Origin of the sequence: Rhizobium sp. BK399 (assembly GCF_014194695.1) — a bacterium.
In the GTDB taxonomy this organism is placed as follows: domain Bacteria; phylum Pseudomonadota; class Alphaproteobacteria; order Rhizobiales; family Rhizobiaceae; genus Rhizobium.
This window is the reverse complement of the sequence record NZ_JACIAH010000006.1, coordinates 192,830-205,441: the sequence shown is the minus strand read 5'-3', so window position 1 is coordinate 205,441 and position 12,612 is coordinate 192,830. Positions and strand designations below refer to the sequence as shown.

Annotated in this window: 15 protein-coding genes and 1 tRNA gene; 5 read left to right on the top strand and 11 right to left on the bottom strand. The window is 60.6% G+C overall.

From position 1 onward, the window contains the following. Positions 1-24: 24 nt before the first annotated feature. From FHT97_RS15260 to purU, 4 genes are all read right to left on the bottom strand, one after another. Positions 25-1,032: a P1 family peptidase gene (locus FHT97_RS15260; protein WP_183863328.1), complete on the bottom strand. Its 1,008-nt coding sequence runs from the start codon at positions 1,030-1,032 to the stop codon at positions 25-27. 121 nt (positions 1,033-1,153) lie between these two features. Continuing rightward, a complete protein-coding gene (locus FHT97_RS15255; RefSeq protein ID WP_016552281.1) occupies positions 1,154-1,348 on the bottom strand; it encodes a hypothetical protein in 195 nt (64 codons plus the stop codon). 516 nt (positions 1,349-1,864) lie between these two features. Then, positions 1,865-4,792 carry an aminotransferase gene (locus tag FHT97_RS15250; RefSeq protein ID WP_183863326.1) on the bottom strand — a complete coding sequence of 976 codons (2,928 nt, stop codon included), beginning with the start codon at positions 4,790-4,792 and terminating at the stop codon, positions 1,865-1,867. Positions 4,793-4,900: 108 nt separating this feature from the next. Then, positions 4,901-5,785, bottom strand: a complete 885-nt coding sequence (gene purU / locus FHT97_RS15245) for a formyltetrahydrofolate deformylase (RefSeq protein WP_183753683.1) — start codon at positions 5,783-5,785, stop codon at positions 4,901-4,903. A 337-nt stretch (positions 5,786-6,122) separates the two neighbouring features. On the opposite strand from purU, the gene FHT97_RS15240 reads away from it, so the two are divergent. Continuing rightward, positions 6,123-6,455, top strand: coding sequence for a hypothetical protein (locus tag FHT97_RS15240; protein ID WP_183863544.1), 333 nt, complete (start codon positions 6,123-6,125; stop codon positions 6,453-6,455). A 2-nt stretch (positions 6,456-6,457) separates the two neighbouring features. On the opposite strand, the gene FHT97_RS15235 is transcribed toward FHT97_RS15240, so the two are convergent. The 5 genes from FHT97_RS15235 to FHT97_RS15215 form a co-directional block, all read right to left on the bottom strand. After that, positions 6,458-6,943 (bottom strand): DoxX family protein, encoded by a 486-nt coding sequence (locus FHT97_RS15235; protein WP_183863324.1) that lies wholly within the window; start codon positions 6,941-6,943, stop codon positions 6,458-6,460. Between the two features lie 21 nt (positions 6,944-6,964). Then, positions 6,965-7,720, bottom strand: a complete 756-nt coding sequence (locus tag FHT97_RS15230; RefSeq protein WP_183863322.1) for a DNA-binding domain-containing protein — start codon at positions 7,718-7,720, stop codon at positions 6,965-6,967. 9 nt (positions 7,721-7,729) lie between these two features. Beyond that, positions 7,730-8,584: a DUF692 domain-containing protein gene (locus tag FHT97_RS15225; RefSeq protein WP_183863320.1), complete on the bottom strand. Its 855-nt coding sequence runs from the start codon at positions 8,582-8,584 to the stop codon at positions 7,730-7,732. A 69-nt stretch (positions 8,585-8,653) separates the two neighbouring features. Further along, on the bottom strand, positions 8,654-8,938 hold the full coding sequence (locus tag FHT97_RS15220) for a DUF2282 domain-containing protein (protein ID WP_183753691.1): 285 nt from the start codon (positions 8,936-8,938) through the stop codon (positions 8,654-8,656). 41 nt (positions 8,939-8,979) lie between these two features. After that, the gene (locus tag FHT97_RS15215) at positions 8,980-9,249 is read right to left on the bottom strand and encodes a DUF2282 domain-containing protein (RefSeq protein WP_183753693.1); all 270 of its coding nucleotides are present in this window, start codon (positions 9,247-9,249) and stop codon (positions 8,980-8,982) included. A gap of 228 nt (positions 9,250-9,477) precedes the next feature. Between FHT97_RS15215 and FHT97_RS15210 the strand changes: the two genes are divergently transcribed. Together FHT97_RS15210 and FHT97_RS15205 are read left to right on the top strand one after the other, a co-directional pair. Then, positions 9,478-10,044: a sigma-70 family RNA polymerase sigma factor gene (locus FHT97_RS15210; RefSeq protein ID WP_183863318.1), complete on the top strand. Its 567-nt coding sequence runs from the start codon at positions 9,478-9,480 to the stop codon at positions 10,042-10,044. Continuing rightward, on the top strand, positions 10,031-10,666 hold the full coding sequence (locus tag FHT97_RS15205; protein ID WP_183863316.1) for an NrsF family protein: 636 nt from the start codon (positions 10,031-10,033) through the stop codon (positions 10,664-10,666). The genes FHT97_RS15210 and FHT97_RS15205 overlap by 14 nt, the downstream gene beginning before the upstream one ends. A gap of 64 nt (positions 10,667-10,730) precedes the next feature. Here the strand turns inward: FHT97_RS15205 and FHT97_RS15200 are convergent. Continuing rightward, a tRNA-Leu gene (locus FHT97_RS15200) sits at positions 10,731-10,817 on the bottom strand. Between the two features lie 241 nt (positions 10,818-11,058). Between FHT97_RS15200 and FHT97_RS15195 the strand changes: the two genes are divergently transcribed. Further along, positions 11,059-11,424, top strand: coding sequence for a BA14K family protein (locus FHT97_RS15195; protein ID WP_246712651.1), 366 nt, complete (start codon positions 11,059-11,061; stop codon positions 11,422-11,424). Positions 11,425-11,450: 26 nt separating this feature from the next. On the opposite strand, the gene FHT97_RS15190 is transcribed toward FHT97_RS15195, so the two are convergent. Further along, on the bottom strand, positions 11,451-11,747 hold the full coding sequence (locus tag FHT97_RS15190; RefSeq protein WP_183863312.1) for a SelT/SelW/SelH family protein: 297 nt from the start codon (positions 11,745-11,747) through the stop codon (positions 11,451-11,453). A gap of 119 nt (positions 11,748-11,866) precedes the next feature. Between FHT97_RS15190 and FHT97_RS15185 the strand changes: the two genes are divergently transcribed. Further along, entirely contained in the window at positions 11,867-12,607 is a 741-nt protein-coding gene (locus tag FHT97_RS15185) for a type 1 glutamine amidotransferase (protein ID WP_183863310.1), read from the top strand. Positions 12,608-12,612: the final 5 nt, after the last annotated feature.

The window sequence follows — 12,612 nt, the reverse complement described above, 5'->3', positions numbered from 1 at the left end:
TCTCGGCATAGCCTATTCTTTAGGCTATCTCGCGCGATCGGGGTAGCGATCTCGCCAAGCCTGCTGCGCGCCGGCAACCGGAAGTGCGGTGGCCTCGTAGATGCCACGCGCGATGGCGCGCGCCATCACGATGGTCGCGAGATGGCAGAGTTCCAGAAAGGCGGGAAAGTCCGGCCGTGGCTTTTTGCCGGTGGAAGCAGCAAAAACAGTGTCGCCATCAAGCGGCAGGTGAGCTGGCAGCAAGGCGCGCGCGAAACCGTCATGCGCCATGATCGCCAGCCGGTGCGCCTCTTGCTTAGTCAGCTCGGCATCCGTGACAATGGCGCCGATTGTTGTCGCGGTGATGTTCACGCCTTTCAGCCGCAGGCGGGTGTCGGCTTCAGAGATCGGTGACGGCAATCCGAGGCCGCCAAATTCCCCGTTCAGTTCGAACGGCGCCGCCCAGAAATGCGGCCCCTCGCCCACCGTCGCCGAGCCGAGTGCGTTGACGGCAACGATCGCTGCGATCTTCAATCCGGTGCCGGTCTCCGCGCTGGCCGAGCCGAGCCCGCCTTTGAACGTGGCGGTCGTCGCTCCCGCGCCCGCGCCGACTGTCCCGAGGGCAATGTGCCCTTTCGCCGCCGCCTTGAAGGCTTGGTAGCCCATGTCGCGATAGGGCGACTGCAGACCCCAGTCCTTGTCGCCACCGTTCAGCAGATCCATGAGAATTGCCTGGGGAACGATTGGTACCTTCACATCGCCGACCGGAAAGCCGCGACCGGCCTCGCGGAGCCCAGCCTGTACACCACCTCCCGCATCCAGCCCAAAGGCCGAGCCGCCGGAAAGCACGAAGGCATCCACCGCGCCGACCGTCATCGAGGGATCGAGAAGGCTCGTGTCACGACCGCCGGGGGCGCCGCCCAATACCACGCCGGATGCAGTGGCCGGTTCGTCGAACACGATGGCGGTCACGCCCGAACCGAGCTTCAGGTCGGTCGCGTGCCCGACGGAAACGCCTTCAATGTCGGTGATCAGATTGAGCAAGCGCGCCATCCTCGTTTGAACAGGAGCGCGCGATAGGACCGCAACAGCGGTCAAAACACAAGACCGGCCTCACCTTTGGGCAAGACCGGTCTCAAATCTGTCAGGGCTGGATCGGCCGTGTCTCATGCGCTCAGGCATGGATCGGCTTCGGGTCACGGCGGGTCATCAAATCATGGATCGCAAGCTTCACCTCCGCCGGCGAGCTGAAATGCTGCTCGTCCAGGTCGTGAACGTGGTACTTCACTGCGATGAACTTCAACCGGTTCTCATCCGGGATGACGATCCCGACGGGAACGCCGGCGTATTCGATTACTTCTTTTTTCATGCGTAGAACTCCTGCCGCGCGGTATGCGCTGGCGATGGCGAATTGACTTGTCTGATTCCGTTAGAGGTGGACGAAGGTCACATTCGACAGTTCGGGCGGGAGAGGGCGCCCGGACGGTCATTGCCAAGCACAAATCGCCCAAGGAAATCGGCGAGAGTATTGATGTCATTCATGTCTCGTTCCTTTCGTTGGCGTTGCGCTTGCTTGAGGCCCCGTTGGTGGGACCTGGCGATGACTGCGCTATAATCTATCTATTCTGTAGACTATATCTCGCAGTCTGTCAGAAACATATTCCGAAACATGTCAAAAAATCGACCATTCGGAAAATTTCATTCCATCATACTCGAATTGACTGCAAGAACCCTATCAAGTCTTTGTGCAATTCGCGTGACAGCCTGACGCTCTCTTTCGATCACGGAGCAGACATAGGAAGCATCACTGATTCCGGCAATGGGCGTTTGGTTAAAAAGCCGTAAGCCTTGAAATGACCGAAATGGTTAACGGGGCGACCGCCCTTTACCAGCCTTCCGAAAGCACCTTTTTCAGCATGTCGACGAAGAAATCTGCGCTTTCTGGCGTCAGGCAAAGCGGTGGCTTGATCTTCAACACGTTCAGGTGATCGCCGGTCGGCTGCATCAGGACGCCGAGATCGAGAAGTCGATTGCAGATCGCCGCGGTCTCTTCCGTCGCCGGCTCCAGCGTCGTTCTGTCGCGAACCAGTTCCAATCCAAGATAGAGCCCCATGCCATGCACGGCGCCGACGAGCGGATAGGTTGCGATCAGCGCCACAAGGCGACCCTTGAGGTAGTCGCCGACATCACGTGCGTTCTCCTGCAGCTTTTCGTCGGCCATGATATCCAGCACGGTCATACCGGCGACGCAACTGACCGGACTGCCGCCAGCCGAAGAGAAGAAATAACCTTCCTTCTCCAGCGAACCGGCGATCGCCTTGGTGGTGATGACGGCACCGAGCGGATGCCCGTCCCCCATGCCCTTGGCAATGGTGATGATGTCGGGCACGACACCCTGCTGTTCAAAACCCCAGAAATGATGCCCAAGCCGTCCATACCCCACCTGTATTTCGTCGGCGATGCAGACGCCGCCGCGAGCTCGAACCTGCCCGTAAACCGCGGCGAGGTAGCCATCCGGCAGCGATATGCCCCCGGCATTCCCATAGACCGGCTCGGCGATGAAGCCCGCCAAGCCCTCACCTTTGGTGTCGATGCCCTCGAGGGCCTCAACGACCGCTTCCAAATACCCGGTGGCTGATTCAGAACCGCGGAACATACCCCGATAGGTATTTGGCGACAGAACGGCATGTACCCAGTCGGGCCGCGTCGTCAGGGCCTGCGGATTATCGGCGATCGACGTGGATACGGCGTCGCTTGCAACCGACCAACCGTGATAGGCCTCGAGCAGGCTGAGCACATGCCTGGACCCCGTATGCGCCCACGCCAGTCGCAACGCGAGATCGTTGGCCTCCGATCCACTGTTGACGAGAAAGACTGCGTCCAGCCCTTCGGGGGCAAGAGAGGCAAGGCGCTCTGAAAATTCCGCGATGGCTGAATAGTGGAAGCGTGAATTGGTGTTCAGCCGCAACCATTGCTCGCTGATCGCCTCGGCCAGGCGCGGGTGGCCGTGACCGAGAATCGTTACGTTGTTGAGCATGTCGAGGTAGGCTCGCCCCTCGACATCGAACATATGCTCCTTCCAACCGCGCTCCATTTGCGGTGGCGCCTCATAGTAGTGCTTCTGCGGCTTTGCAAGATGAGCTTGGCGGAGAGCGAACAATTCCGTGGACGCCGGCTTCGGTGCATCGACGCCGGTTCCCAGAAGTGCTGCCGGCGACGGGCATAATTCCGACCAGGCAGCCGCCTCCCGAGGAGCGCAAAACAGCGGCGGCTCGGTGCCCACAAGAGTGGAGAGCTGTACCCGCAGACCGCCGAGAGATCCGCTTTCGCCGGAGATCGCACCGAGGGGCTGACCTGGTTCCACGTCCGCCTCATCGTCAATCGTGGGCTCCATACCGTCGAGATGAAGGCTGATACCCTCGCCTGCCAGAACGAAATGGTGATTCTTCCAGCTGACCTTCCCGGCGAAGGGGGCGGAAACCGTGGTACCGCCAGCAAGGCAAATGTCGGAATGCAATGTGTAAGTCGCCGGCGGCGTGGCGCTGCGAAGCTTGGAACGCGACAACCGGTACTCGCCATAGCGCGTTGCCGACGTACCGGTCTCGGCCGCAGCGCGGGCAAGCAGGCGCCAATCCATGTCGGCTTGCGACCAGTTGCCCGCGGCGAAATGCGGGCTCGAAACGCCGAGATCGACGAAGGAAATTGTCGCCGGATCGATATCAGGAAAGAGTGGACGCCAGCCTTCCGTCGAAAGCACGGTCGTGCTCATACCAACCGCCTTCAGGACAGCAATCTCCATCAGTTCGTAGGGGGCGGAGACCGCCGTATCGAAAATGCGGCGCTCCAACTCGAGATTGCGGCGAACATAGTCGTTCTCGGGGTCGACCGAGATCTGCTGCTCGCCGCTCGCGACGAGAATGACAGCGCGGGCGACGACCAGCGGCCAGAGCGCGCGCAGCTCCTCCTCGGTCAGAGGATAAACCTCGTGATATGCCTTCACCGCCGGAAGAATATAGAGCGGGTCGCCATCCGCCTGATGCAACAGCGAGGCGCAAGTCACCGCGAGATCCCCGATCAGCCAGCCGCGTATGATATCGCCGAAATCGATAACGCCGTCGGGAACCAGACGGCCGTAGCTGTCGCGGTGGCTGACGACGTTGTCGCCGGTCACATCATGGTGCACGGCCTGCAACCGCAGAGACGGCGCCAGCGGCTGGATTCGCCGCACGGCTGATACCATCGTCTTGGCGATGCGATCGCGGGCGGCGCTGTCGGTAATCGCCGACAGCAGCTGGACGGCGACCGGACCGGCGCGGCGCAAGTCCCATTGCAGGCTGCGATCGAGGCCTGGATGCGTGAAATCGGCGAGCGATTGTGCCAGACGGGCGCAAAGCGCCCCAAGTGCCGCAACCGACTCCTTCGGTAGGTGCTTGCGATGCGTCAGCCCCTCGCCCTCGAGATACTCCAGCAGCCGAACCTGATATGTCTGGTCGCGGACGGTAACCGCGACGATGTCCTGTCCATCGGTCGAGGGGATTACATGCGGAACGCGCGGCGCCCCCTCTTTCGAACTGATGTGATGGATGGCCGCATTCTGGGCTTCGAGCTCCAGAGTCTCATAGGCTACATGACAAATCTTCAGGACATAGCGTCGCTCGCCGGTATCCAGGCAATAGTTGCGATCCTGCTGGCTGCCGAGTTCGGTGAGCGTTCCTGAGAGGCCATACCGCGACTGGAGAAGGTCGCCGGCTTCCGCGGCGGTCACGTCTGGGCGTGGCAACGTCGCGCGATAGGCAAGCGTCTCGTCAGTCATGGCATCCCCCGCGGCATGATTCGATTTTGCAGACTAAGCAGATAATCGAATCCTTGCCACCGGCAAGCGGGGAGATCGCCGCCGATAACGGCGAATCCGCCGCGACTGTCAGCCCATGCGCTCGGAGGCGTAACTGCCCGGGCTTGCAGGGAATACGATGGTGCGGTTGCCGTTCAGGAAGACGCGACGATGGATATGGGCATGAATAGCGCGGGCCAGCACCTGGCTCTCGACGTCGCGGCCGATGGAGACATAATCGTCGGCACTCTGAGCGTGAGTGATGCGGGCCGTATCCTGCTCGATGATCGGACCTTCGTCGAGATCGGCGGTGACATAATGCGCCGTGGCGCCAATCAGCTTCACGCCGCGCTCATAGGCCTGCTTGTAGGGGTTGGCGCCCTTGAAGCTCGGCAGGAACGAGTGATGGATGTTGATGATCCTGCCGGACATCTTGCGGCACATGGCATCGGAAAGAACCTGCATGTAGCGGGCGAGCACGATCAGTTCGGTGCCGGTTTGATCGACGAGATCAAGGAGCTGAGCCTCCGCCTGTGGCTTGTTTTCCTTCGTCACCTTGATGTGGTGGAAGGGGATATCGTGGTTCACCACGACCTTCTGATAGTCGAAATGATTGGAGACCACGCCGACGATCTCAATCGGCAGCGCGCCGATCTTCCAGCGGTAGAGCAGGTCGTTCAAACAGTGGCCGAAGCGCGACACCATCAGGAGCACCTTCATGCGACTGTCGCCATCATGGATTTCGGTGTCCATGTCGAATTTCTCAGCGACGGGCTTGAACCCTTCCTTGAGCGCCGCAAGCCCGACCCCCTCTTCGGAAATGAAGCTGACGCGGGTGAAGAACTTTCCGGTATCGAGGTCGTCGAATTGCGACGAGTCGATAATGTTGCAACCCTGATCCGCCAGGTAGTTGGCGATAGCCGCCACGATCCCGCGCGTCGACTTGCACGTCACCGTCAATACATAGCTCGTCATCTGTTCCGTCCTCTCGCGGCGCCCATCGGCCGGCCTGCTTAGATCAAAGCGAAAGTCACGGATAGAGTACCGCGCCTTCATTCATGCAACTATCTGCTGGGAGAAACTGTCATAGGCTTGCAGGCTCTCTGGCGTCTTCCCGTCGCGATCAACTTACGGCAGACAGCACGAAATTCCGTTCCGCTTGCGCCGTCAAGACGCGTATCCCCGCCGTAGCAGCGCTACGGCCGAACGAGGTCACGTTTTCGAGATGACGGGCGGCAGAATGAGCCCCTCGCTTGATGCACGCGGTGTCCGCGCCTATCTCGATGAAGGAAATGAATCTGGATCCGGCAAGATGTCGTTCGCGAGAGCGTTGTTGATCGCCTTGGCAGTCGGCGCAACCTTGGCGCCAGGCTCGAGCTTTGCTGCAGATTGGCGGCGCGCCGGTGAGGCTCCCGTTCAATCGGACTATCCCTTCGTAAACCTGCCCGGCGTCAAAGCCCAACCGGACCCGAAGGACGAGGAGCAATACAATTGCCGGACGGAAACGCGTCCGCTCCGCCGTTCGTATAACAAGATCTTCCGGACCGGCGGGTTACCTACCCTAGTCTATGTCTGCGATCGCGACGGCGTCGAAAGCGTCGGCACGCAGGTGCCGCTGCGCGGACACTACCAGCCGGTCCGGTGAGCCTATCGCGCGTTGTTGCCAAAATGGCGTGCTATCAGGTGGTCGATCGAGATCCGCCCCGGCCCACCGGCAATGATCACGAGGAAGCACACCGCCCAGGTGCCATGCGTCGGCCAGGCATCGGGATAGACGAACAGTTCGATCACCAAGGTCATGCCGAGCAGGGCAAGGGCGGAAAGGCGACTCGCCAAGCCGATCACCAGCAAGAACGGGAAGAAGTGTTCCGCAAAAGCTGACAGATGAGCGGCAATCCAGGGATCCACGAGCGGCAACTTATATTCGTTCTCGAACAGATAGACCGCATTGTCGGTGACGTGCCAGCCATCGACCTTGGTCTCACCGGACTGCCAGAACACAGCACCGATCGACAGGCGAGAGATCAGGGCGATCACATCATGTGGAATTCGATCGAGCACTCGCAGCCCAATATAGAACTTCTGCGGCAGTGTCGGCCCCTGTGTGCGGGGCATCGTCATTTCGTTGTGCATGGCTGCATCTCCAGAGGTCGGTTAGCGAACGGAACGAAATGCACCCGCGCGCAAGGCGCCGGCGAGGTTCGTCGATAAGTCGAATGCGGCGGCCCCGCCGACAGCCGCCTCGACCGAGCCGCCGAGCGACACGCCGGCTGCCAGTGCCTCCAGGAAGGCGGCGCCACCCGGCGGCAGCCGGCAGACCTCGACGTTCAAATGCGCTCGGGTGACCAGGGCATCTTCGCCCTGCCAATCGTCGATCGGTCCGAGCTCGATCTCGCCGGCGTTCATCGCCCAAATGGTCACCACCGGATGTGGTGAGCGTAGGACCGACAGGGATGGGTGCGGTTCAAAAACGAGACCTGCGAGCTTTTCCGGATCAATTGCGGCCAGTACGCTGGGATCCAAAGGGACCGCGTCGGCGGCGTGGTAGGCGCGACTACGCGCCAATTCAAGGCGAATAACATCCGGCAGGTAGGCGATTTCCGTCGCTGGCTCGAACGAGGCGACGAACTTGGGAAATTCATCTCCGTAGGATAAAAGCAGCGGCGAACGCGGCGGGTAGTGGTGAATGAACTCAGACGCCATCGCGGCAAAGAATTCCGCACCGACGATCTTCTCCGCAACTGGAAAGCGGGAGGCCAGTGCACCGATCAAACCGAGGGCAACATTGTTGCGGTAGACGCCAAAGCGACGCTCCGGCGTCGGCCCATTCCATGCAATCAGCCCGGAAGGAACAGGCGCCTCGGGGTTTATCAAGGCAGTAGCAAAATTGGTCTGCGTCGAGAGGCCCATCGTATCCCCCTATGCAGCCAGATCACTGGCCGCGCGGCGCAAGATAGCGTCGGCAGCCTCGGCCTCTGCCCGCAGCACAGGCCAATCCGGCACCTCGTTGTCCCATTCCACAAGGCTTGCGACCGGCCCTGTTCGGGCAATGAGTTCCTCGTAAAGCGCCCAGACAGGATCCTTGACCGCCGTATCGTGCGAATCGATCAGAAGCGGCGCGCCGCGATCGTCGATCGTTTCCGAATGACCGCTCAAATGGATTTCGCGCACGTGACCGATCGGGAAGCGGGCCAAATAGTCGCGAGGATCCATGTGGTGGTTGGTGGAAGCAACGAAGACGTTGTTGACATCAAGGAGCAGGCCGCAGCCTGTACTGCGCGCGATTTCACTCAAGAACGCCGTCTCCTCGATCGTGCTCTCCTCGAACAGGAGGTAGGTCGCGGGGTTTTCGAGCAGCATCTGCCGTTTCAGCATGCTCTGCACTTCGTCGATGTGCTCGACAACGCGCGCCAGCGTCGCTTCGGTGTAGGGCAACGGCAACAGGTCGTTCAGAAACACGCTGTCATGCGTCGACCAGGCGAGATGTTCGGAGAAGCTCTCGGGCTCATAGCGGTCGCAGACAACCTTCAGCCGTGCGAGATGCTCCCGGTCGAGCGGCTGCATCGATCCGATCGACAGGCCGACGCCATGGACCGACAGGGCGTAATCTTCCCTCAATCGACTCAACTGGGCGTGCGGTGGACCGCCCGCTCCCATGTAGTTCTCGGCATGCACTTCGAAAAAGCCGATCGGCTGGCGACCGGCATTGATGCTGACGAAGTGCTCCGGCTTGAAGCCAATGCCGGCGCGGCGCGGCAGTTCGGACGGTTTCATGGCTGATCTCCAACTTCTTGGCGGCAGCGACACGATCCCTAGTGCCGCTGCCGGTGGCTGGTCCCCCGATCAGGCCGGAGCTGGACCTTGCATCAGCGAGCCGTGGCCGTTCGGCGTCTTCATCGAAACGCAGGTGCCCGCCGGAACGAGTTTCCAGGAGTTTTGCTGATAGTCGACCTTGGATGTGCCGGCGCAGGTCGTGCCGGGCCCGGCGGCGCAGTCGTTTTGCCCCTTGAGCGCGATGCCATAGCACTTCTCTTTCGAGGTATCGGCGGCAGAAACCTGCACGGTTCCGATCAGGGACAAAGCAGTCGCCACGGAAGCGGCAAAGACGGTTGCTGAAACGTTGGACATGATGATCTCCGGTCCTTGAAACTACTGATGTCGATAAGCAATCAGGCCGGCATCAACGAGCCGTGACCCTTCGGCGTCTTCATCGAGGTGCAGGTGCCGGCGGGGACAAGCTTGAAGGAAGCCTTGTCGTAGCTCACGGTCGACTTGCCGGCACAATCATGCTTGCCGGCGGCGCAGTCGTTCTGGCCTTTCATTGCGACGCCGTAGCATTTTTCCTTGGCATCGGCGGCAGAGGCCGCCGGCGCCGCGATCGTTGCAAGCGCGGAAGCAAGGGAGCCCGCGAGAGCCAGGGTAGCGATGCTGTTTTTCATGGTTCCGTCTCCGTTTAAGGGACAAGCCGTGATTGGCCTGCACTGGGGTCTACGGAAGCATCCGGTGAGTTGTTACATCAGTGGTCGTGATTTTTTGTGCGGCCCCATCTTGCCGCGTCCTCGATTGCGAGAGAAAACGCTTGCGCAGCAAAGCCTTCCGGCCGGATCGAAAAATCGGCTCCGATGTTGGTAACAAAAACGTGTGGCGGTCCGTAGAGGATAATGCGGATGAGGCATTCGACGCGTGAAGAGGAATGGGCAGGGTGGATGCGTGGCGCTCTCAAAGGCGACACGCAGGCCTATCACCGCTTTCTTGCCGCCGTCACGCCGCATCTACGCGCAATGGCCCGCAGGCGGTGTGATCAGCTGGGCGCCCCGGCGAGCGAGGCCGAAGACGTGGTCCAGGAGGTGCTGCTTGCCGTCCACCTGAAGCGCAGCTCCTGGGATCCGTCGCGCCCGATCGGTCCTTGGCTGTCGGCCATCGTGCGCAACAAGCTAATCGACAGCCTCCGCCGGCGCGGACGACATGTGAATGTGCCGGTTGAAGACGTAATAGATACGCTTGAGGCCGAAGAGCAGACGGATGCCATGGATCGACTTGACGCCAGCCATCTGCTGGCACGGCTGCGTGATCCCCAGCGCGACATCGTCCGTTCGATTTCGCTGGAAGGTGCCGGTGTGCGTGAAACAGCCGAAAGGCTTAAAATGACTGAAGGAGCCGTGCGCGTCGCGCTTCATCGCGCGTTGAAGTCTTTGGCGGCCCTCTATCGGAGTGAAACACGTGAAGACGAATGACCTGATCAACCTGTTGGCCGAAGACGCAGCGGTCCGTGCCCGGCTAGGGCAAATCCTCGTCCTAGCGCTTGTTGTCGGCGTCGTCGTCTCAGGTGCCATTCTGCTGACAACGATCGGCATCCGTCACAACATGTGGAGTATCTTCGAGACTTCGCGTGTGCTCTTCAAGATCGGTTTCACCGTCGTGCTTGCGGTGACAGCGTGCATCGTCGTGTTCCGCATCGGGCGTCCTGGGGTTTCCGTCAAGGCAAGCGCCGCAGCGCTGCTTCTGCCGCTTGCCCTGCTGATCGTCGCAGTGATCGCGGAGATGCGCGTGATCCCATCGGATGCATGGGAAGCAAACCTGATTGGCAACAATGCCCCCTTCTGCCTGATGTTCATTCCGCTGCTGTCGCTTGCGCCTTTGGTAGGCTTCATGCTGGCCTTGAGGAACGGCGCACCGCAGCGCCCATCACTGGCGGGAGGCGCTGCCGGTCTTGCGGCGGGTGGGATTGCAGCGGCGCTCTACGCCTGGCATTGCCCCGACGACAGTCCGCTTTTCGTGGCCACTTGGTACACGATCGCGATCGCAGCCGTGACTGCCATCGGCAGCCTGATCGGGCGTCGTTATCTGCGGTGGTAATGTCTTTTCGGAGAGGAAACGGGAAGCCGTGGATATCGGCTTTCCCATTGCATTTCTTAGGGAATGGTGCCCAGAAGAGGACTCGAACCTCCACACCCTTTCGGGTACCAGCACCTGAAGCTGGCGCGTCTACCAATTCCGCCATCTGGGCGACGGAGAGCCATGTACGGGGGTGGCCTCTTGCTGTCAACAGCGTTTTTGAAGTTTTCCTGACAGGCAGCAAAAAAGTCGTTGATGTCGGTGTATGATGGCAGCGGCCCAGTCTGAAGCAACGCGATAGCGATCGGCGCAAGACGCCCTATATGGAAGCAAGAAAGGATGATCCGATGCCTGGCCTCCACAATCTTTGCCTTATCGCGCTGTTCTCCCTGCTGCCCTGCGCCGTGCTTGCGATGCCGCTCAGCGGATTTTCGCCATACGTCGGCGAATCAGACGTGATCCGCGTGGGGTCGACCATGTGCGACGCACGCGGCTGTTTTACCTTCGGCCCGGTGCAATCGTTCCGGCCGTCCTATGTACAGCCGAACTTTCGACCGCCAACGGCCACCGGTCCGACCTACTATCGACCGGGCGCACAGGGACGCGGGCCGCTCTACTACAATCCGCCGCCGCCTGTTCGTACCGTGCAGCCGAAGACGCAGGACCGGCAATTCCATGTGGATTGGTGCAGAACTCAGTATCGAACCTATAACCCGAAGACTGATCGCTTCGTAACCTATGAGGGTTTCTACAAGACCTGCAATTCACCTTTTGACTAGCGGCAGAACCGGTTTTCGATCCTGCCTCAGCTTTCCAGCGAGGCCCGATCGACGTGGCCGAGATCGCGGCCAGGTTCGATGATGTCACGCACGCGCTGCTTTAGCTCCTTAGGACCGGGAAAGCCGCCGTCGCGCTTGCGCTCCCAGACCAAATCGCCGTTGACACGTATTTCAAAATTGCCACCGGTGCCGGGAATGAGCGCCACCTCACCAAGACTGTCAGTGAAAGTCTGGAGCAACTCCTGGGCCATCCAGCCGGCGCGCAGCAGCCAGTTACATTGGGTGCAATAGAGGATCGTCACGCGGGCTTTCTTGTCGCTCATGTCGGGGGCTCCCTTTCGTTCATCCCGATTTAAGAACTGCGTGGGCATGGCGCAATCCATATTGCAATCGCGAAGCGGCTGGTGTTCCTCTCCGTCTCGAGGATCGTAGGGAGATGCTGATGCGGATCGCCGTCGTTGAGAACATGAAGAGCACGCCGCTCGGCTCGCTGGGCCTAGCGCTGGCGGAAGCCAATGCCGAAATCCAGCACTTCTATCCCTGGATCGACGGTACGCTGCCTGCCGGTGATGCCGATTATGATGCGCTGGTGGTGCTCGGTGGTGAACAGAACGCTATCGACGACGCGAACTATCCCTACCTCCCGGCGCTTACGCATTTGATGCGCGAGTTTGCCGAGGCCGATAAGGCCGTGCTCGGCATCTGCCTTGGCGCACAGATCCTGGCGCGCGCCTACGGTGCCGAAAATCTGCTGAATGCCAGGCTGGAATTCGGCTGGCACACGGTCAGCAAGTCCGAGGAGGGCCGGATCGACCCGCTGCTTTCCGGGCTTGCAGAGGACTTCACAACGTTCCAGTGGCACAGCGACACCTTCACGCTACCGGCCAGCGCGACCCGTCTTGCCGTCAGTAGGCTAGCGGAGAATCAGGTGTTTCGCGTGGGACGGGCGGCCTATGGCACGCAGTTCCATTTCGAGGCCAGCGCATCCGTCATCGACAGCTGGAAAGTCGAATTTGCGACTTCAATCGAACAGATGGAGCCAGGCTGGCATGAACGCTATGCGGCGCTTGCCGCCGCCCACGCGAGCGAATCCGATGCCAGCGGCCTTGCCATCGGGCGCAACTGGGTCAGCATGATCAGAGCACAGGTGCGGTCACAGCCCGAAGCCGTCGCCGGCAGGTAAGCCGG

Bases quoted from the DNA above. Each gene is read 5' to 3' on its own strand.
- FHT97_RS15240 (WP_183863544.1), top strand. From the start codon at position 6,123: ATGTCGTTCGCGAGAGCGTTGTTGATCGCCTTGGCAGTCGGCGCAACC.
- FHT97_RS15255 (WP_016552281.1), bottom strand. From the start codon at position 1,348: ATGAAAAAAGAAGTAATCGAATACGCCGGCGTTCCCGTCGGGATCGTC.
- purU (WP_183753683.1), bottom strand. From the start codon at position 5,785: ATGACGAGCTATGTATTGACGGTGACGTGCAAGTCGACGCGCGGGATC.
- FHT97_RS15185 (WP_183863310.1), top strand. From the start codon at position 11,867: ATGCGGATCGCCGTCGTTGAGAACATGAAGAGCACGCCGCTCGGCTCG.
- FHT97_RS15225 (WP_183863320.1), bottom strand. From the start codon at position 8,584: ATGAAACCGTCCGAACTGCCGCGCCGCGCCGGCATTGGCTTCAAGCCG.
- FHT97_RS15195 (WP_246712651.1), top strand. From the start codon at position 11,059: ATGCCGCTCAGCGGATTTTCGCCATACGTCGGCGAATCAGACGTGATC.
- FHT97_RS15230 (WP_183863322.1), bottom strand. From the start codon at position 7,720: ATGGGCCTCTCGACGCAGACCAATTTTGCTACTGCCTTGATAAACCCC.
- FHT97_RS15260 (WP_183863328.1), bottom strand. From the start codon at position 1,032: ATGGCGCGCTTGCTCAATCTGATCACCGACATTGAAGGCGTTTCCGTC.
- FHT97_RS15250 (WP_183863326.1), bottom strand. From the start codon at position 4,792: ATGACTGACGAGACGCTTGCCTATCGCGCGACGTTGCCACGCCCAGAC.
- FHT97_RS15210 (WP_183863318.1), top strand. From the start codon at position 9,478: ATGAGGCATTCGACGCGTGAAGAGGAATGGGCAGGGTGGATGCGTGGC.
- FHT97_RS15215 (WP_183753693.1), bottom strand. From the start codon at position 9,249: ATGAAAAACAGCATCGCTACCCTGGCTCTCGCGGGCTCCCTTGCTTCC.
- FHT97_RS15190 (WP_183863312.1), bottom strand. From the start codon at position 11,747: ATGAGCGACAAGAAAGCCCGCGTGACGATCCTCTATTGCACCCAATGT.
- FHT97_RS15235 (WP_183863324.1), bottom strand. From the start codon at position 6,943: ATGCACAACGAAATGACGATGCCCCGCACACAGGGGCCGACACTGCCG.
- FHT97_RS15220 (WP_183753691.1), bottom strand. From the start codon at position 8,938: ATGTCCAACGTTTCAGCAACCGTCTTTGCCGCTTCCGTGGCGACTGCT.